The 17,596-nt window shown below is 60.0% G+C and carries 12 protein-coding genes and 1 riboswitch; of the genes, 1 reads left to right on the top strand and 11 read right to left on the bottom strand.

Annotation, left to right across the window (positions count from 1 at the left end):
• The 10 genes from ACWKWM_RS05740 to ACWKWM_RS05695 all read right to left on the bottom strand — a co-directional run bounded on the left by ACWKWM_RS05740 (position 1) and on the right by ACWKWM_RS05695 (position 15,055).
• The gene (locus ACWKWM_RS05740; RefSeq protein WP_483845201.1) at positions 1-240 is read right to left on the bottom strand and encodes a cysteine-rich CWC family protein; all 240 of its coding nucleotides are present in this window, start codon (positions 238-240) and stop codon (positions 1-3) included.
• Complete coding sequence (locus ACWKWM_RS05735) at positions 237-1,718, bottom strand: sensor domain-containing diguanylate cyclase (protein WP_483845200.1); 1,482 nt, start codon at positions 1,716-1,718, stop codon at positions 237-239. Before ACWKWM_RS05735 ends, ACWKWM_RS05740 begins: the two co-directional genes overlap by 4 nt.
• A gap of 109 nt (positions 1,719-1,827) precedes the next feature.
• Positions 1,828-5,139, bottom strand: coding sequence for a dermonecrotic toxin domain-containing protein (locus tag ACWKWM_RS05730; protein WP_483845199.1), 3,312 nt, complete (start codon positions 5,137-5,139; stop codon positions 1,828-1,830).
• Between the two features lie 188 nt (positions 5,140-5,327).
• Positions 5,328-7,139, bottom strand: a complete 1,812-nt coding sequence (gene atzF, locus ACWKWM_RS05725) for an allophanate hydrolase (RefSeq protein ID WP_483845198.1) — start codon at positions 7,137-7,139, stop codon at positions 5,328-5,330.
• 37 nt (positions 7,140-7,176) lie between these two features.
• The gene (gene uca, locus ACWKWM_RS05720; RefSeq protein WP_483845197.1) at positions 7,177-10,902 is read right to left on the bottom strand and encodes an urea carboxylase; all 3,726 of its coding nucleotides are present in this window, start codon (positions 10,900-10,902) and stop codon (positions 7,177-7,179) included.
• A gap of 121 nt (positions 10,903-11,023) precedes the next feature.
• Positions 11,024-11,647, bottom strand: coding sequence for an urea amidolyase associated protein UAAP2 (locus ACWKWM_RS05715; RefSeq protein WP_483845196.1), 624 nt, complete (start codon positions 11,645-11,647; stop codon positions 11,024-11,026).
• 10 nt (positions 11,648-11,657) lie between these two features.
• Positions 11,658-12,383 carry an urea amidolyase associated protein UAAP1 gene (locus ACWKWM_RS05710; RefSeq protein WP_483845195.1) on the bottom strand — a complete coding sequence of 242 codons (726 nt, stop codon included), beginning with the start codon at positions 12,381-12,383 and terminating at the stop codon, positions 11,658-11,660.
• Between the two features lie 12 nt (positions 12,384-12,395).
• Entirely contained in the window at positions 12,396-13,160 is a 765-nt protein-coding gene (locus ACWKWM_RS05705; RefSeq protein WP_483845194.1) for an ABC transporter ATP-binding protein, read from the bottom strand.
• Positions 13,157-13,972 (bottom strand): ABC transporter permease, encoded by an 816-nt coding sequence (locus ACWKWM_RS05700; protein WP_483845193.1) that lies wholly within the window; start codon positions 13,970-13,972, stop codon positions 13,157-13,159. The genes ACWKWM_RS05705 and ACWKWM_RS05700 overlap by 4 nt, the downstream gene beginning before the upstream one ends.
• A 15-nt stretch (positions 13,973-13,987) precedes the next feature.
• Positions 13,988-15,055 (bottom strand): putative urea ABC transporter substrate-binding protein, encoded by a 1,068-nt coding sequence (locus ACWKWM_RS05695; RefSeq protein WP_483845192.1) that lies wholly within the window; start codon positions 15,053-15,055, stop codon positions 13,988-13,990.
• 61 nt (positions 15,056-15,116) lie between these two features.
• Positions 15,117-15,218: riboswitch (guanidine-I (ykkC/yxkD leader) on the bottom strand.
• A 300-nt stretch (positions 15,219-15,518) separates the two neighbouring features.
• On the opposite strand from ACWKWM_RS05695, the gene ACWKWM_RS05690 reads away from it, so the two are divergent.
• Complete coding sequence (locus ACWKWM_RS05690; protein ID WP_483845191.1) at positions 15,519-16,100, top strand: hypothetical protein; 582 nt, start codon at positions 15,519-15,521, stop codon at positions 16,098-16,100.
• Between the two features lie 267 nt (positions 16,101-16,367).
• Here ACWKWM_RS05690 and ACWKWM_RS05685 read toward each other — a convergent pair whose 3' ends face one another.
• Positions 16,368-17,480, bottom strand: a complete 1,113-nt coding sequence (locus ACWKWM_RS05685) for an enoyl-CoA hydratase/isomerase family protein (protein ID WP_483845190.1) — start codon at positions 17,478-17,480, stop codon at positions 16,368-16,370.
• Positions 17,481-17,596: the final 116 nt, after the last annotated feature.

The raw sequence follows: 17,596 nt of genomic DNA, 5'->3' as shown, positions 1-17,596 counted from the left end.
TCAGTCTGTAGAGGGAGGTATTACGCGAACGGAAGCTTGAGCCGGCGCCAACGCTGCGCAACGCGGACAAAGGCAGGCTTTGTCGCGCACCTCATCGGGCAGCGCGGCGAGAACAGCGGGATCGATTTCTACGGAAAAGCACCAGCAAGGTTTGTCCGCCGTGCGTGGGTCCGCCAGCGTGCAGCGATTGCTCAACCCGCACATCGGGCAGATATCAAGTTCCAATGATTGACTGGTCATGCTGGCACGGCGGCCTCGGTGCACACGCGGTTGCGTCCGGTTTGCTTGGCGCTGTACAGCGCTCGATCAGCCCGGGCGATCAGGCTTTGCAAGGTGTCATCGTCATTGAGCACGGTCAGGCCAAGACTGACCGTGATCTGCAACGCAGTCCCGGTGAAGACGTAGGTGTGCTGTTCAGCCAGCAAGCGAATTTTCTCTGCGACACGCCGGGCGCCGGTGGTGCTGGTGTCCTTGAGCAAGATGATGAACTCCTCACCGCCCCAACGGCAAATGATGTCGTCCTCGCGCAAACAGCGACGTACATCTTCGGCAAACCCGGTCAGAACTTCATCGCCCGCCAAATGGCCGTGGGTGTCATTGAGCCGTTTGAAATGATCCAGGTCCAGCAGCATTGCGGACAGTGAGGTGTTATCGCGTCGCGCATCTTGAATCGCACGTAAGGCGAGGTCATCAAAACCCCGGCGATTGGGCAGCCCGGTCAGGCTGTCCAGTGTTGCCTGGGCCTCGATCCGCACCTGAAAACGCTTTATCACCGTATGAAGCAGAAACAACACCAGCAGCATGACCGCCAGACAGATACCCAGGTTGAGATACAGCGATTGCCGCACGTCTATCAACGCGCCGTCTTCGCGTTTGTCGACGAACAGATACCAGTTGAGCTCGGGGATATAACGTACGTTCAGAAAGTGGGCATCGCCCAGCAGATCATATTGATAATTGCCGCTTTGTGGCTTGGGCATTTTGCGTTGCAGGTCTTTGAGGTCAGGCAGCTCGCGCAGGGGCTTGCCGATGGTTGCGCCTTGCGGGCCACCTTGCCCCCCGGTCAGCACCAGACGCCCGAATGCATCGACGAAGTAAACGCTGCGTTGATAGCGCTCTTGATATCGGTCAATCAGCTTGATGACAGCGTCTACGGTCAGCCCCACGCCTGTCGCACCGATGAAGTTGTCTTGGTAATCGAAGACTTTGTAGTTGATGAAAAACGTCAGGTTGTCTTTGTTGGCGAGGTCTGGATCGACGTTGATTTCATACGGTTCAGCCATGTCACGGACCCGGTAATACCAGAGATCGCGCGGCTCGTCGGCCCTGATTTTCTTCAGCACGCCTTTGGCCTGGTAGTAGGTCAGGCTGCGGTTGGAGACGAAGAACGAGGTGTAGGCGCTGTTGTGGTCCATGACCTCCTTGAGGTAGCGCGTCATTTGCTGTGGGTCTTTTTCGCCGGCCACCACCCAATCGCGCACGAAGGTGTCGCGCGCCATCATCGAGGAGATCAGTACCGGACGCACTAGATCCTTCTGAATCTCGGAGTACACCGTGTCCGACGTCAGGGGTAATTCAGTGTTGATGATGCTGTCGCGGATCGCATCGCGTGACGCGAAATAGCTGAGCAAGGACGTCGCCAGAAAGCCGCTCCCCAGCAGGATCACCAACGTCAACAGCAAGGAGCGTTGTGAATGGAGCGTTGAACGAAGGGGCATGACCAATCCGGATTCAGGGAAATTCAGGCGATGGCGCATGCTAGCCTGCCGCCACTGCTTGCGCTATGACCCTGGTGCACTTTTGAACGCATTGAATCCACATGATCTTTCACGGACTGATCGGCACGCTGCCGATGGGCGCAGAGAAGGCGGGTGATCGGCCAAGCGCAGAGCTGATCGCCGAGCAGCGGCAATGCAGCAACAGGATGTGGTCGTAGTGAATACCCTGTCCGGCCAGGGTTTCGAACAGATCCTGCAGTGTCGGATTGCGGGTGCCAAAACGATTTCTAACGCTCAGAACGTCCATCGGCGTGGGCATCAGCTGTCCGAAAAAAGGTGACTGGCGTGAGTGGCGTACTACGTTGCTGATGTCCCGATAGCTTTCGTACCGCTCACTCTGAAATTTGCCCAGAGTGTAGTTTTTGATCTTCCCTACCTGCGCAGTCCCTGCCAGCGCCTTGTCGGTCAGTTGCCAGGCAGGCAGTTGACTGAAGGCAGGACCGGGGGTGTTTCCGGCTGCGTTCATCAGAGAATAAGGCTCGATACTTTGGCTCACCACACGATGTAGTCGGGGGTCGATCAGTTCAAATCCATGAGGCACATAAGTACGCAATTCGGTGCCGTGGGGGATAGCAGTGCTTTTGGTCCACGGCAGGTAATAGCCATGGGTGCTGACGACTAACGTCCGGGCCTGCTCGCGCTCGGCGGTCCACAGCAGGAACTTGCGTTCGAGCTTCCATGCCTTGACCGGCAAGGTTGAGAAATGTGAGTAGCCAGGAACGCTCCAGCTCTTCAGCAGGCTGCCGCTACCGAAGAAGCGCTCCAATTGCGTCCTGCGAGCGCTCATGGAGCGTTGCAGCACTGAACTGAAGCCGCGAGTGGTGACCGAGGCTCCCCGCTTCACGAGGTTGTGGGTCGTCGTGAGTGTTCTTGCCGCACGTAAAAGCCCCGGCGTCAGTGCGCCTGTTCCCAGCAATCCCAGTGACAGGGCCGTCAGCAGTAATTGTCTTTTTTCCTTGTCCCTGTTGCCGGGCAGGCTCGCGGATCGAGCTTCCAGATAAAACGTGCCCGCCGCCGTGACTATCGACGCTACGGCCGCTGGGGCCAGCAGCATGGAAAGCGGCGCAAGCAGCAGTTGCAGGCGATTGAGTCGCTGGGTCCAGTTGCGCAATGAAACCTGCGCCGACGTTGTGATGCTGTCCTGCGCGTCACTCAAAGAGTTGTCGCGCATGGCCTGACATATGAACGCGAACGCAGAAAGCGTCGTCGGATGTTCGCAGAAGGCCCGCGCTTTGGCCTTGTGGACGTCCTCGTGATAAATGGCATCGAGCCATGGACGCAGATTGGACATCGGTTCCGGGGCTGCGCGCACCTGGCCCCACAGTGTCAGGATGTATTCGAGGCGCGCGTGTCGGCTCATGGGCACGTAATTGAGCAGTGTCTGGCGCCAGTTCGGGTCGGCGGCAGAGCGCATCAAATGAGCGCCTAGCTCGCGGCGGTCCTGATACTCGAAGAAGGGCTCCTCTTGCCCCGGCTGGTACAAGACATAACCGGGGTTTTCATCGTGGCTGAACACCAGCAGGCTAGCACAACACGGGCAGTGTGTGCCCGGGCCAAGCGGCCGCTCCAGGTGGAACCCCAGCGACGACCACCGCGTTTTGCGTACTTTTGGTTCGTGGACCCACTCTTCAAGTACCTCAACCAATAGATCAAAACCGGCGCGGGACAACTTTCCGCGCTTTAGGCTGACCAGCGCCTGGCCCACGAAGGTCTTGCGCAACGTCGACTCGATGGCGCTGCCTTCTCGATCCCAGAAGCCTTGAAGCTGCCTGGACATGACAGCCAGAAAATCGACGTTTGTGATGTGCTGTTCAATGGCGTCGGCCGATAGCGAGAGTTCATTTTTCGCATCCCATTTGCCTTCTCCGGTCACGTCCAGATACACCGCTGTCCGGCCACCCTGATCAACGTATCCGACCGGATGCTGGACTCTATAGTTGTCCATCAGGGCTTTATCAAGCGCAACGGCTGAAAGATCGGGAATCTGAATCTGCGTAGCCGGCGCGCGTGCATGGCCCAGCGGTGTGAACGAGGTCCCGGGCAGGTAACGGATAAATACGTGTTCAGGCTTGGCGTCCACCGCGTGATCGTGCGTTAGCCATCGGCGCATCAAACGGTTGGCGGTCTTCATGGGGGCGGGAATGCGGGTGCGGACATCAGACTGCTCACCCCAGATGTCCAGCGCGCCGATCAGCTTCAGGCTGCGGTTGACGGGCATGCGCCAACGGTCACTGGCGTCGGCCTCGTCCGGTTCGTTCGCGACGTTTTCCACGGGCAGGGCTTTGGTCGAAAACTGTCGTTGCGCCAGGGTCAACACTGCGAACAGGTCCTCGCTGCATTCCCTCATTACCAGCCTTGATGGTTGGCCAGCGCGCCGAATGCTGTCGAGATGACGTCGGTGCCAGGGCGAACCGTTCAGCGCATTGAGCAATGTCTGTTCGCGCCAAGGCGCATTCGAGCTGATGTATTCGATGCACTGCGCATGCTCCCCCAAAATATGCAGGTAGCAGTGCGACGTATTTTTTGATTTGAGCTGAAAGATGCCCGGCACGACCTGATCGTCAAGCTCCACCACGCTGACGATCGAATGCCGTGCGACAGCTTTGCGTGTCAGGGTGTCGAGGTGAGTGGGAAACGTCTTCTGCCCCAGCGCATCGAGGGCCAGGGCGTAGTTCTCCAGACTGATCTTGCGCTGGCTGCGCAGTTGATAACACCCATCCATGAAAGACAGCTTGGAAAGCAGGCGATACGTGGGTTCGTGCTGTTCCCAAAACCCATCCAGCTGCGCCTGATAGTCTTCCATCCACCTTGCTCGGACGATCAGGCAGGTCAGCTTTTTCAGCGTCAGGGAAGGGACGCTCGGGTGCAGCACGCGATCTGCTTCCATGCTGCGGATCAAACCGAGAAATGCCGCAGGGTCCAGAGACGTTCGCGCCAGATCGACTACGGTCAAAGAGCATTCGTGCCGCTCGATCCCTTCCGGACCTACGTCAGGGTAGATGTCGGTGAGGAAGTTAATACGCAGTTGGGTGGGGCATAGATCGTTGCCGCCCTGCTGCTCGAGTAACGTCTTGCACTCGTGGACAAGGTAATCGTTGAGCGACGGCGGGCTGTCCATGTCGAGCTGATAGGCCCTCAGCGTCCAGGGCGAACCGTTTAGCAAACGGCCGGCCGGGCTGCTCCTCAGGCGCTCAAAGGCTTTGCGGTTGAATGTCTGAAACGATTCGGCTGATTCAGCAGCAGCGACTGGCTCGGTATTGTCCGCAAACGGCGATACGCCATGAGGGTCAGAAGCCCCTGAGGAGTCATTGCTTTGGAGGATTAGTCCATCGAAGGAGGGGTCATTCCATTGATCGTTCATGTGCGGCAAGTGAGGGCGTGATAAGGGTGCTCACTATGTCGCAAAAGATTTTTTATATGAGCTACATATGTACCGCAGATACTCAGGCAAAGCCTGAGTCTGTAGGAGCGAACTTGTTCGCGAGGCGCCATGCCTGACACACCTCGCTGCCGCGCTCGTCAATGAGTTGGCTCCTACGGAACATGGCATCAGCCCTTGAGATAAGCGCGCCATCCGCCGAAATGGCTGATATCGGTCGCGCCATTCAACCCATAGTTTTCACAGATGAAACCGGTCTCCCAGCGACCATCCGCCAGCTGTACTTTGCCCAAACCCAACGGCGCAGGAATACCGGTCAAAAACGAACCCAGTTCCAGACTTGGCAACTCCCACACCTCGATTTCAATCGCTACACCGCCTTCATCCACACGCACCATGCCCGGACGATATGGCGGGCCACCTGCCAGCGCAAACAGCTGATAGTTCGGCGAGCTTTGTGTCGCTTCAATCAGGCGCGCGCCGCGTTGCTTGAGCTGCCAGTTGAGCGCCAGACCGTCCAGGTGCGCGCCGCAGACCACCAGGCGCGCGACGTCATTGCGCGCGGCATTGATCGGCGGGGTATCGGCCAGGGATTGCTCGCCAATGAGTGGCAATTGAGTGTCGACCTGAAACGCCTGGGCCACGCTCAGCAGGTACTGATCAGTGAACGCGCGGCCAAACAGGGTCACGCCCCATGGCATGCCGTTGTCCATGAACGCGCTCGGCACCGCGATGGCGGCGTAGTCCAGCAAGTTGACGAAGTTGGTGTAGTAACCCAGTTCTGAATTGCGCAGCACAGGTTCCGCAGCCAGTTCTGCCAGCGTCACAGGACGGCCGATGGTGGGCGTGACGACGAAATCCAAGCCCGCCATCAACGCGTCGCACTGAGCCTTCAGCACCTGCAAGCGGTATTGCGCGCGAAAAGTCTGCACGCCAGTCACCGAAGGGGCTTTGGCGAGTACGGCGCGAATCACCGGCAATATGGCTTCGGGATTTTGCGCCATCAAGTGCTCGACAACGCTGTAGCGCTCAGCAACCCACGGCCCTTCGTACAGCAATCTGGCGGCTTCCAGAAAAGGCGAGAGGTCCAGCGTCACCTGTTCGCCGCCCATGGCGGTCAGCCGGTCGATGGCATCGCCGAACAGCAGCGGGCCTTGGGCGCAGCCAAAATACTCCAAGTCTTGCGCGCGCGGCACGCCGAAGCGGAAGGGCCGGGGGGTGCCAAACGCAGAGCCGTCGTTCCAGGACGGATTGCTGCGGCTGTATTCATCACGCGGGTCGAGGCGGGCAGTCAGTGCGAGCAACTGGCTGGCTTCGCGGGCAGTGGCAGTAAAGGTTGTTACGCAGTCCAGCGTCCGGCATGCAGGCACCACGCCGCCGGTGGAGATCAAGCCCTTGGTCGCTTTCATGCCCACCAGATTGTTCAGACCGGCCGGCACGCGGCCTGAGCCTGCGGTGTCGGTGCCCAGCGCAAAACTGGACACGCCGAGCGCCACCGCCAACGACGAACCTGCGCTTGAACCGCCTGACGGATAATCCATGTTCACGCTGTTGGGGCAGGCGCCGTAGGGCGATCGGCTACCGTTCAAACCGGTAGCGAACTGGTCAAGATTGGTCTTGCCCAACGGGATCGCCCCCAAGTTGATCAACTGCTCGACGATGGTCGCCGAGCGCTCGGGCGTGTAGGCGAAATCGGGGCAGGCAGCGGTGGTAGGAATGCCAGCCAGATCGATGTTGTCCTTGATCGAGAACGGCACGCCGTAAAGCGGCAGGTCTTTAAGTTCTTGGCTTTCAAGTGCTACCAGATAAGGCTCCAGTTCCTCGACACTGAGCAGATGAATGAACAGGTGATAGTCGGTGTTCAACGCCGCCGCTTTGTCGCGCAAGGACATGATCAACTGGCGCGGTGTCTGGCTGCCGTTTTGGTAAGCGGCGCGCACGCTGTCCAGGCGCAGGTCGAACGAAGAATTGCTCTGAGTCATGGCGAGATTCCGTAGTCGTTAAAAAAGTTGAATCGCTTCATTCGGCGGCCAGCACCACCACCCGTTGCCCGGCCCGCACGGCCGATCCGGGTTGCACGCGTACTTCCTGCACCACGCCTGTGATCGGCGCGAGGACAGGTATTTCCATCTTCATCGATTCCAGGATCACCAGTGTTTCGCCAACTTCCACTCGCTGACCGACGCTGACCTGTACTTGCCACAAGTTGCCCGCGATGTGGCTGTCGACGCTGATCTGGCCTGCTTGCAGCGGCGCTTCATCGGTGGCTTCGGCAACCGCCTCATCGCTCTCGAATGTGGCCTGACCGTTGGCGATCCAGCGTTCGCGTTCGGCCTGAAACGCGCTTTGCTGTTGCTCACGAAACGCGGCTATGCCCTCGGCCTCTTTGGCGAGAAACGCTTGGTAATCCGCCAGGTTCAAGGTGCTGTGTTCGATCTGCAGCGGGTAGCGCCCCAGCGGGAAATCCCGACGAATGCGCAGCAGCTCCTCGGCGCTGACCGGGTAGAAACGGATCTGATCGAAGAAGCGCAGCAGCCAGGGTTTGCCGTCGAACGCTGCAACTTCGCGGTAGCGATTCCACATCTGCAGCGTGCGCCCGACGAACTGATAGCCGCCGGGGCCTTCCATGCCGTAGACGCACATGTACGCGCCGCCGATGCCCACCGAGTTTTCAGCAGTCCAGGTGCGGGCCGGGTTGTATTTCGTGGTCACCAGACGATGACGCGGGTCCAGCGGCGTGGCCACCGGCGCGCCGAGATAGACGTCGCCCAGGCCCATGACCAGATAGCTGGCGTCGAACACTGTGCGCTGCACTTCGTCCAGGTTGGGCAGGTCGTTGATGCGGCGGATGAACTCCAGGTTGCTCGGGCACCAAGGGGCGTCCTTGCGCACCGTCGTCATGTATTTATCGATGGCGAGCTGACAGGCCGGGTCGTCCCAGGACAGTGGCAAGTGGACGATACGCGACGGGACTTCGAGGTTTTTGCTGGCGCAGACCGCATCCCATTCACCGGCGACGATGTTCAGCAGGTCGGTCAGCGGCAGTTGTTCAGGCTGGTAATGCACTTGCAGCGAACGGATGCCCGGCGTCAGGTCGATCACCCCGTGCAAGGATTTGGCTTCCAGTGCCTGCATCAGCGCATGACCGCGGAAACGCAGTACAAGGTCCAGCTCCGGTGCGCCGACTTCCAGCAGCAAGTGCGTATCGCCAGAGAGGCGGGCGACCAGGCGGGTAGTGCCTTCCCCAATGTCCAGCACAACGGGTGACTGTAGGAGCGCGCTTGCCCGCGATGACAGTGTTGTGATCGATGAAGATGTATCGACTGTCCCGGCCTCTTCGCGGACAGGTCCGCTCCCACGGTTTTGCGCGGTGTCATCGATCCCCTGTAGGAGCGAATTTATTCGCGAGGGGGCTTCAGCGGGAACTGAGTTGTATGTCTCGCCAACAAGTTGGCTCCTACAGAAAAGCGCGCGAGCCGCTTCGACGGTGACCGGCGAAAACCGCACCTTATCCCCGGCCTTGAGTTGCCCCAACTGCCACAAGTCGGCCTCGATGATCGTCACCGGGCACACGAACCCGCCCAGGCTCGGGCCGTCGGGGCCGAGGATCACGGGCATGTCCCCGGTGAAATCCACCGCACCGATCGCATACGGATTGTCGTGAATGTTTGAAGGATGCAACCCCGCCTCGCCGCCATCAGCCCGGACCCATTCGGGCTTGGGCCCGATCAGGCGCACGCCGGTGCGGCTGGAGTTGAAATGCACTTCCCAGTCGGTGGCGAAGAATGTCTCGATGTAGTTTTCGGTGAAATATTCCGGAGCGCCGTGGGGGCCGTAAATTACCCGGATATCACGGACCAATGGCAAATCCTGAAGCTGCTCGGAAGACAGTTGTTGTCCACAAGCGCGATCAAGCAGCGGCGACACATGCAGCACATCCCCCGCACGCAACGCCCGGCCGCCGTGCCCGCCAAACTGCCCCAACGTAAACGTGCTCTTGCTGCCCAAATAATCCGGCACGTCCAGCCCGCCGCGCACGCACAAGTAACTGCGCGCACCGGCCCCAAGGATTGTGCCAATCGCCAACGTCGAGCCGGCACTGATCAGCAGTGCGGTGTTCATCGGCTGCGAGACGCCATCCAGCGTCACTGGAATAACCGCACCGGTCACGGTCACCACGGCATCGGTGTTGAAGCGCAGCATCGGCCCGCTCATGGTGATTTCCAGCGCGGCGCAGCCCTCGGCGTTGCCCAGCAACCTATTGCCCAAGCGCAGCGAAAGACTGTCCATCGGCCCCGACGGCGGTACGCCCACCGCCCAATAACCGAGGCGACCGGGATAGTCCTGCACGCTGGTCTGCGTCCCGCCGCTCAACACCTCAAACGTGTCGGCGCGGTAGATCAGATTTTCCAGGCAGCGCGTCCACGGCTGACCGCTGGCGAATGGCGCATCGCTGATGATCTGGCGCAGGTAATCGCGATTGGTTTCCACGCCGTACAAGCGGCTGTCGCTCAGTGCTTGAGCCAGCCCGGCGCTGGCCGCTGTCCTGTCCGGCGCCCAGCTGATGACCTTGGCGATCATCGGATCGAAGAATGGCGGGATCTCGCAACCGGCTTCGACCCACGTATCAATGCGCAGATGTTTGCCATCGGCAGCGGGGAAGTGCACCGCCGTCAACAAGCCCGGGCTCGGCTGAAAGTCCCGGCCTGGATCTTCGGCATACAAGCGCGCCTGAATTGCATGGCCGCTGGCTTTCAACCCCGCTTGCAACTCGGACAACGGTGGCAAATCACCCGCCGCCAGCTGCACCATCCAGCTCACCAGATCGACGTTCCACACCTGCTCGGTCACGCCATGCTCGACCTGCAAACGGGTGTTCACTTCAAGAAAGTAAAAGCGCTGATCATCGCTGTCGAACACGAATTCCACGGTTCCGGCGCTGCGATAATCCACCGCTTTGGCCAGCTTGATCGCCGCCGCGCAAAGCTCCTCAGCCATGCCATCAGGCAAGTTCGGCGCCGGGGTTTCTTCCAGGACTTTCTGATTGCGGCGCTGCACTGAACAGTCACGCACACCCAGAGCAATGACCTCGCCCTGACCGTCCCCGAACACCTGCACTTCCAGATGGCGGGCGCGCTGAATGTACTTCTCGATAAACACCCCTGCATCGCTGAAATTGTTCTGCCCCAGACGCTTGACGGCTTCGAATGATTCACTCAGTTCGCTGGCACTGCGGCACACGCGCATGCCAATACCGCCGCCGCCCGCTGTGCTTTTTAGCATCACCGGGTAGCCGATTATTTCAGCAGCCGACAAGGCAGACTCAACGCTGTCCAGCAGCTCAGTGCCTTCGAGCATAGGCACGCCATGCTGTTTGGCCAGCGCACGGGCTGTGTGCTTGAGGCCGAACACCCGCAGTTGTTGAGCCGTCGGGCCGACAAAAGCGATGCCTGCATCTTCACAGGCCTGAGCGAACGCCGCGTTTTCCGAGAGAAATCCGTAACCGGGGTGAATGGCTTTGGCCCCAGTGGCTTGAGCGATGGCGAGAATCTTGTCCACTGCCAGATAGGTGCCCGCTGCGCCGCCTTCGCCGAGGCTGTGCGCCTCATCGGCTTGAAGAATGTGCAGGCTGGCGGCATCGGCTTCTGAGTAGACCGCAACGCCTTCGACGTTCAGGTCACGCAGTGTGCGCAAGATGCGGCAGGCAATGGCGCCACGGTTGGCGATCAGCAGTTTGTCGAACATGGTGGTGACCCCGGGGATTGAATGTGATCAATCCCAAACTGGGAAGCGGGCCGTCCCGCTGTTAGTCGTTCTGCACGACGGTCGTCCGTCGCAACGCATCCATAAAATCAGCGACCGGGCTTCAATCCCAGACCAGCAACTCGGCCGGTGTCGGGTTGTAGCCGTTGCACGGGTTGTTCAATTGCGGGCAGTTGGAGATCAGCACGATCACGTCCATCTCCGCGCGCAGTTCCACGTACTTGCCGGCACCGGAAATGCCGTCTTCAAACGTCAGGCCGCCGTCCGCTGTCACGGGCACGTTCATGAAGAAGTTGATGTTCGGGCTGATGTCGCGCTTGCCCAGCCGACCGTCATGGATGCAGGCGCGCAGGAAGCTGTCGCGGCAGCTGTGCATGTGGCGTTTGTCCAGCGCGTAGCGCACGGTGTTGCTCTCCTGCGCGCAGGCACCACCGAGGGTGTCGTGACGCCCGCAGGTGTCTTCGACGATGGTCAGCATCGGCCGGCCGAGGTTGGAAAACAGCACGCTGCCTTTGCTCAGGTACACGTTGTTCTGCCGACGCAACGTGCGCTGCACGTCGTAACGTTCGCGCGGGTTGGCGAGGCTGTAAAACAGCGTGTCCACCGCCTGATTGCCTTCCAGGTCCAGCAGGCGCAGCGTTTGTCCGGCCTTGAGTTCGGTCAGTGAAGGTTCGCCTGCCGCGACGTGAGTGATGGAAACGGGTGCTGTGGTGGCTGCAGTATTCATAGGAGCTTCCTCAGGCGAACAGGCGGTCGGTGTTGATGAAGCCGCGTACGTTTTCCGCGCGCGAGGTGCGGCAGTGCTCGGCAACGCTAGCGTCGGCCTTCATCCAGGTCAGCTTGACCGGTTGCGGCGCGTATTCAGGGTTCGGGTCCATCGGGTGTTGCAGCGCGGTCAGCACGACGAGGGTGTCCATCGGCGCGTACAGCTCGATGTAGTCGCCGGCGTTCGAATTGCCCGGGACGAACGCCAGCGCACCGTGATCGTCGACATTGACCCGGCTAAACAGGTTGAGCGTCATCAGCAAATCAGCCAGCCCCAGATCCCACTTACCCAGCTCCACCAACAGGTTGTCGGCGCCATTGCGGAAGAACCCGTTGCGCAGCTCCTGGTAGCGCCCCTGGCCGTACTTTTCGGCGACTTCTTCAGCGCAAAGCACGCCGCCAATGCTGTCGCTCCAGCCGCAAGTGTCAGCAGTGATCGCCGTCAGCACCCGGCCCATGTCCGAATACAGGCAGTGGCCGTCGGTGAGCTTGGCAGTGTGTTGGCATTTGAGGCTGTCGGGCAGGTTCAGGCGCTCGGTTTTTTCGTTGGCGTTGAGCATGGTCAGGCTGACGTTGGCGTTGCCATTTAGGTCAGTCAGGCGCAGCAATTCGCCGCGTTTGAGCACGAACGACAGGTGCCCGCCGCCAGGCAAGACGTCTTCGGCGAACACGGGAAATAGCGTGGTTGAATCAGTCATGTGAAAAGTCCTCTAGACCGTTTGCAGCGATTCAATGGCGGCGCGTGCAGCGCGGCGATCGCTGTTCAGGGGAATGTCGTAAGTGATGCGGGCGCCATAGGCACCGGGGGCGTGGGGGTCGTGGCGGACTTTGTCGAAGACCATCAGCCGCGTGCCGAGATTGAAGCCTTCGGACAGGTCGTGAGTGACCATGAACACCGTTAGTTGCGTCTCGCGCCACAGCTCCAGCAGCAGGGCGTGCATGTCTTTGCGGATGCCCGGATCAAGTGCGCCGAACGGCTCGTCGAGTAGCAACACCCGAGGTTTCATGATCAGCGCCTGAGCGATGGCCAGACGTTGCTGCATGCCGCCCGACAGCTGCGTCGGGTATTTGTCCAGCGAGTGACCGAGGCCGACTTTGTGCAGCAACACCGATGCTTGCTCGCGCGCCTCGCGCTTGGCGTTGCCGAACAAGCGACCGAGCAGGGCAGAGCGCGGCAATTCCAGCCCCAGCGCGACGTTGTCCAGCACGCTCAAATGCGGGAACACCGAGTAGCGCTGAAACACCACGCCACGGCTGGAATCCGGTTCGCTGGCAAGCGGTTTTCCGTCCAGCAGAATCGAGCCTTTGCTCGGCACTTCCTGGCCCAGCAGCAGGCGCAGGAAGGTCGATTTGCCGCAGCCCGACGCCCCGACGAGTGTGCAGAATTCCCCCTCGGCGACGCTCAGGTTCAGCCCTTCGAGCACCACTTGATCGTCGTATTGCTGCCAGACGTTGTTCACCGAAATGAAGCTCATGGCCGCGCTCCTTCGTACCAGGGGAACGCTTTGCGGGTCAGGGCTTTGAGACCCCAATCCATCAGCCAGGCGAGGAGAGTGATCCACACCACGTAGGGCAGGATCACGTCCATCGCCAGGTAACGACGCACCAGGAATATTCGATAACCCAGGCCATCGGTAGACGCGATGGCTTCGGCGGCGATCAAAAACAACCACGCAGAACCCAGCACCAACCGCAATGAAATCAACAAACGCGGCAGCAACTGCGGCAGTACCACGCGCAGAATCAGCGTCCAGGTCGTGGCGCCCAATGTCTGCGCCTTGATCAACAACTCGACCGGGATTTCCCGCGCGCGCTGTTCCAGATCCCGGGCCAGAATCGGCGTGATACCGATCACGATCAGCATCACTTTCGACAGTTCGCCCAAGCCGAAGACGATGAACAAAATCGGCAGGATCGCCAGCGGCGGCACCATCGACAGCACCGTCAGCAAGGGTGACAGCGGCGCGCCGAACATCGGCAAAATCCCTGATGCCGTCCCCAGGCACAGCCCGACGAGGGCGCTGATGCCCAGACCAATCGCCAGCCGTTGCAGACTGGCGGCGCTGTCTTGCCACAGCAGGTACTCGCCGGTGCGGGCGTCCGGGACAATCGCGACACGTTTGATCGCGTCGGTCATTTGCACGGCGCTTGGCAACAGCTTGTCGTTGGGGTTTTCCGTCAGCCGTGTCGCCGAGCCCATGAAATAGGCAAGCAGCAACAGGGCGAACGGCAGGATCACCAGAATCAAACGGCTGGCGCGATCCGGACGGCGGTTAATCAGGCGCATGGCAATGACCCTTGTTTACAACTTGCCGTCGGCAGCCATCTGCACGTAGCTCGGATCAAAGTGCAATTTGAGGTTGCTTTTGTCGCCTTCGGTCACGCCGCCTGCGAAGGTCATGCCCACCGCGCTTGCGTCTTTGGCGCCTTCACCGAGCAGGCCATGCTCGAACGAGAAGTCCGCCACTTTGCGCATGGTGGTCGGCAACGCTTTGCTGTTGGCGAACTCGAGGGTTTCTGTCGGAGTGAAGAACAGCTTGGTGGTCGCCAGTTGCGACTTGAAGCCTTCCAGATCGGTGCCCGACGCTTTTGCCATATGTTCGAGGGCTGCGGTGGAAGCCGCGGTCTTGGCGTTCATGGTGTCCATGACTTCAAACCAGGCGCCAGTCAGGGCTTTGCCCAAAGCAGGGTTGTCTTTGAGGGTCTGGGTGTTGACCACCATCATGTCCATGATCTCGCCGGGGATCTTGCTCGAATCGAACACTTCGGTAACACCGTGCTTGGCCTTGATTTCCGAGAGCATCGGGTTCCAGGTGGTGACGGCTTTGACGTCGCTGGTGTTGAAAGCGGCGGCGATGTCGGCGTCGGAGGTGTTGACGACTTTCAGGTCTTTTTCGGTGAGATCAATGGTGTCCAGCGCGCGGGCCAGCAGGTAGTGGGAAACCGACAGCTCCACCAGGTTGACGTCCATGCCCTTGAGGTCGGCGACTTTTTTGCCTTCGCCCTTGATCACGATGCCGTCATTGCCGTTGGAGAAGTCGCTGACAATCAGCGCGGTACTTTCAACGCCGCCGGCTGCGGGGATGGTCAGTGCGTCCATGTTGGTCATGGTGCAGCCATCAAACTGGCCGGCTGTGTATTGGTTGATCGATTCGACGTAATCGTTGAGCTGGGTGACTTTGATGTTGATGTTGTACTTCTTGGCCCACTTGTCGACGATGCCTTGGGTCCCGGCGTATTCCCACGGCATCCAGCCTGCGTAAATGGTCCAGCAGACGTTGAAGTCTTTCTTGGGGGCGGCGGTGGCCGAGAGGCTGAGGGCTGCGAAGACGCCTGCGGTGAGCAGACTCAATAGACGGGACTTTTGCATTGGGGTATCTCCAGTAGCGAAAAGGGGGCGGTCAGGAGCACGGCGACACCACTGGTGTCCTGTCTCCCGGGCTTTTATCCCGCCGTGTAACCTCTACTGGAGGTCGCCAACTCTCGGACCAGCCACTCGCTTTTGGCGAGCCGGAACCCTAGTCGGCTATTGCAAATTGTGGTGCCGCGAACCTGTGATGACTCCTGCACGATGAATTGTTAAGCGAGAGTTGTGCCAATTCGCTATAAGTCTCTTCCTGCGCGGGGTTCAGCGATGTCTGCGATAACAAGGGGTCAGCAACGTGGTTTTTTCTGCGCATGAATCGCACCGTCTCGGGGCGCCGTCTGGCGGCTGCGATGCGTGTCGGGGCACTCGATCATGGTTTTGCAGTCTGTTTACTTGTCTGCCTGCTGCTTGGCGGATGCCGACCAGCGTCGCTGGTTCGAGCCCTACCGCGGTCCGGGAGGCCGCCATGTATCGACGAATCCTGCTCACTCTTTTCATGACTTCCACGCTTGCAGGTTGTTACGCAGATTCCGGCTACTACCAGGAAGAGGTGTACACGCAGCCGGTCTATGCGCAGCCTGTTTATACCCAACCGGTTTACGGAGGCGGATACGGCAGTACCTATATCTATGACGGCGGTTATCGTTCCTACCGGCGTGATGTTTATGTAGCGCCTCGTTATTACGCGCCACCGCCGCGTTATTACAACGGCTATGGTGGTCGGCCAGGCTACGGCGGACCACGACCCGGTTATGGCAACCCGGGCTGGAACGGACCCCGGCCCGGTTACGGCGGCGGTCGACCTGGCGGCGATCATGGCTGGAATGGCGGACCGCGGCCCGGCTCCGGTTATCAACCAGGTCGGCCACCTGGTGGTGGCGGCGGTGGGGGTGGGCCACGTCCGGGTTGGAATGGTAATCCCGGGGGCGGTGGCGGCGGTGGACATCAACAAGGTCCGGGCCCAAGTCGCCCGAGCGGCGGCAACATGCGCCAGGATGGCAATTTCGGTAACGGCGGCCATGGTGGGCCAGGCGGCGGTAATCGCTAATTGCTGAACCCAAAAAACGGCGCTCTCAGGAGCGCCGTTTTTTATCCAGCCGCCACATACCTTTTCACTACAAAGGTTCTGTTCGCTGCATGTTTGCGAGTTGCCACATTACCCGTGGGAGCGGACCTGTCCGCGAAGGCATTCTGCCAGGTGCTAACTAAGTAGTGGATGCAACGGCCTCTTCGCGGACAGGTCCGCTCCCACGGGTTGTGCATACGGCGCGGAATCTGCAGAGAATCCTACAAAAGCGGTCGCGATCAGCGGCAGTCAATACTCGGATAAATCCGCCAGCGGATGCCTTCCTTCCCACGCCTTTTCAAAATGCGCATCGATCACCGCCAGCGGGATCGTCGCGACGTCCTGCCAATGCCAGTGCGGCGTCTGATCCTTGTCAATCAGTCGAGCGCGCACTCCTTCACTGAACTCCGGATGACGGCAGCAATTGACGCTCATGGCGTATTCCATCCGGAACACCTCAGCCAGCGACATATGCCTGGCCCTCGCGATTTGCTCCCACACCAGGTGCGCCGTCACGGGGCAGCCCTCGGTCATGGTCTTGGCGGCTTTGGCCAGCAGCGCGTCATTGCCACTGAGCTGATGCTTGATGGCATTCCATGCGCAAGGCACGTCGGCAATGTCCAGCAGCTCGTCAATCTTCTCCCGATGCGGCAACCACTGCGCTGGCGGCAATTGCGGCAGGGCTTCTTGCTGCAGCGCTTTGAACAGGCTGTTCAGCTGAACGGCGGTCTGCTCCTGCCAATTGAGTTGCAGCAATCGCTCAATCATTTCTTCTTGCTGATCGTCCAGCAGGAATCGGTCGGCCAGGTCCAGATCCAGTGCGTCATGGCCATTGATGTGGGCGCCGGTCAGGCCCAGAAACAATCCCAACTTGCCGGGCAGTCTCGACAGAAACCAGCTAGCACCCACGTCCGGATACAGACCGATGCTGATCTCCGGCATCGCCAGTCGGCTGCTGGGCGTCACCACCCGGATATTGGCGCCCTGCAACAGGCCCATGCCGCCGCCAAGTACGTAACCGTGCCCCCAGCAAATCAGCGGCTTGGGGTAGGTGTGCAGCGAGTAGTCGAGACGATATTCCGCGGCGAAGAACTGCGCCGCCAGCGGTGGGACTTCGCCCTTGTGGTGGCGGCCTGCTTCTACCAGCGCGCGCACATCGCCGCCGGCACAGAAAGCTTTCGGACCATTGCCGCGCAGCAGCACGCAGACGATTTGCGGGTCGCTGGCCCAGGCGTCGAGGCGATCTTGTAACGCCAGAATCATTGGCAGCGACAGGGCATTCAGTGAAAGTTCGGCATCCAGACTGGCGATCCCGATGCGGGCGCCGTCTGTACCGGTGAGTTCTTCGAATTGCAGATTCATCGTGACCTCTTGTCAGTGGTACGGAGCTTCTAACGAAGTTGTGATTGCTCTTGACGCGCAGAAGTTGCACATCACACCTGAGGGTGAGTGTAGGAAACGCCAGACGCGCTGCGCTG

Source organism: Pseudomonas rosaeacicularis (genome assembly GCF_057128745.1).
The sequence above is the reverse complement of the archived record's forward strand: the minus strand, read 5'-3'. Positions and strand labels throughout refer to the sequence as shown.

What these genes read in the sequence shown, in the direction of transcription:
- uca (WP_483845197.1), bottom strand. Translation starts at nt 10,902, where the DNA reads ATGTTCGACAAACTGCTGATCGCCAACCGTGGCGCCATTGCCTGCCGC.
- atzF (WP_483845198.1), bottom strand. Translation starts at nt 7,139, where the DNA reads ATGACTCAGAGCAATTCTTCGTTCGACCTGCGCCTGGACAGCGTGCGC.
- ACWKWM_RS05730 (WP_483845199.1), bottom strand. Translation starts at nt 5,139, where the DNA reads ATGAACGATCAATGGAATGACCCCTCCTTCGATGGACTAATCCTCCAA.
- ACWKWM_RS05695 (WP_483845192.1), bottom strand. Translation starts at nt 15,055, where the DNA reads ATGCAAAAGTCCCGTCTATTGAGTCTGCTCACCGCAGGCGTCTTCGCA.
- ACWKWM_RS05710 (WP_483845195.1), bottom strand. Translation starts at nt 12,383, where the DNA reads ATGACTGATTCAACCACGCTATTTCCCGTGTTCGCCGAAGACGTCTTG.
- ACWKWM_RS05690 (WP_483845191.1), top strand. Translation starts at nt 15,519, where the DNA reads ATGTATCGACGAATCCTGCTCACTCTTTTCATGACTTCCACGCTTGCA.
- ACWKWM_RS05715 (WP_483845196.1), bottom strand. Translation starts at nt 11,647, where the DNA reads ATGAATACTGCAGCCACCACAGCACCCGTTTCCATCACTCACGTCGCG.
- ACWKWM_RS05700 (WP_483845193.1), bottom strand. Translation starts at nt 13,972, where the DNA reads ATGCGCCTGATTAACCGCCGTCCGGATCGCGCCAGCCGTTTGATTCTG.
- ACWKWM_RS05740 (WP_483845201.1), bottom strand. Translation starts at nt 240, where the DNA reads ATGACCAGTCAATCATTGGAACTTGATATCTGCCCGATGTGCGGGTTG.
- ACWKWM_RS05735 (WP_483845200.1), bottom strand. Translation starts at nt 1,718, where the DNA reads ATGCCCCTTCGTTCAACGCTCCATTCACAACGCTCCTTGCTGTTGACG.
- ACWKWM_RS05685 (WP_483845190.1), bottom strand. Translation starts at nt 17,480, where the DNA reads ATGAATCTGCAATTCGAAGAACTCACCGGTACAGACGGCGCCCGCATC.
- ACWKWM_RS05705 (WP_483845194.1), bottom strand. Translation starts at nt 13,160, where the DNA reads ATGAGCTTCATTTCGGTGAACAACGTCTGGCAGCAATACGACGATCAA.